Origin of the sequence: Curtobacterium luteum (assembly GCF_001475545.1) — a bacterium.
GTDB classification, from domain to species: domain Bacteria; phylum Actinomycetota; class Actinomycetes; order Actinomycetales; family Microbacteriaceae; genus Curtobacterium; species Curtobacterium luteum_A.
In genome coordinates, this window is the sequence record NZ_LDQC01000148.1 from 1 (window position 1) to 769 (window position 769).

At 60.6% G+C, this 769-nt stretch carries 2 protein-coding genes; both read left to right on the plus strand.

Features of this window, described 5'->3' with window-relative positions; all coding sequences use genetic code 11:
• The first annotated feature begins 66 nt into the window (after nucleotides 1-66).
• Entirely contained in the window at nucleotides 67-192 is a 126-nt protein-coding gene (locus NS184_RS18930; RefSeq protein ID WP_275935041.1) for a hypothetical protein, read from the plus strand.
• 115 nt (nucleotides 193-307) lie between these two features.
• Nucleotides 308-613, plus strand: a complete 306-nt coding sequence (locus NS184_RS18040) for a hypothetical protein (protein ID WP_152998298.1) — start codon at nucleotides 308-310, stop codon at nucleotides 611-613.
• Nucleotides 614-769: the final 156 nt, after the last annotated feature.

Consider the following 769-nt stretch of genomic DNA (forward strand, 5'->3'; position numbering starts at 1 on the left):
CGGCAACCTCGGGAACCGCGAACGACGGTCCCACCAAGACATGAGCTACCTGCCAAGGAGACGAGCATGAGCACGAGTAAGCCGCGCAGATTCAGTTTGCAGTGGTGGGTGCAGCAAGCGTTCTGGACTGTAACCGGCGCGATGATTGTGCTCGCGTTGTACATTCCCGAATCGCTGATCGGACCCGTCTGATGGACCGGCTTCCGTGGCGGTGGCTGCACCCATCCGGCGAACACGACGACGTGCAACTCACAGACCGGGAACGCATCACGTTCTGGGCCATCGCACACAACATCAAGGACGACTGATGAACGACATTCAGAAAGCCCGCGACGTACTCAAGAAGTGGCGGGAGAAGAACGATACGACCCCATGGTATTTCGACAGTCGCAAGACCGTTTGGGGCGGTGACGACTTCTCAATCGCGGATATGACGAGCTTCGACTCCGACGCGCACCTGATCGTCGGGACCGCGGGCAACCCTGACCTGCTCGACGCGATCGATGCGTTCCTCGAACGAGTGACCGTCAACCTTCGGGAGAACTGGGCTGAGATGTACGCCAGGCGCATCGCCGCCGCGATCATCGCCGCCGACGAACGGATGCAGCAGTGACGTCCGCCCGTGAGTCGTTCCGTGAACCGCCCGTGATCCTCAGTGACGGGCGGTTCGTTCTTTACTCCGACGGGGAATGGATGGCGTTCTCCCGTGACAGCAAATCGTGGACAACCGGCACCCTCGACAGCCGCGACCTGTCCACGCTCATCCAAA

Bases quoted from the DNA above. Each gene is read 5' to 3' on its own strand.
- NS184_RS18930 (WP_275935041.1), top strand. From the start codon at position 67: ATGAGCACGAGTAAGCCGCGCAGATTCAGTTTGCAGTGGTGGGTGCAG.
- NS184_RS18040 (WP_152998298.1), top strand. From the start codon at position 308: ATGAACGACATTCAGAAAGCCCGCGACGTACTCAAGAAGTGGCGGGAG.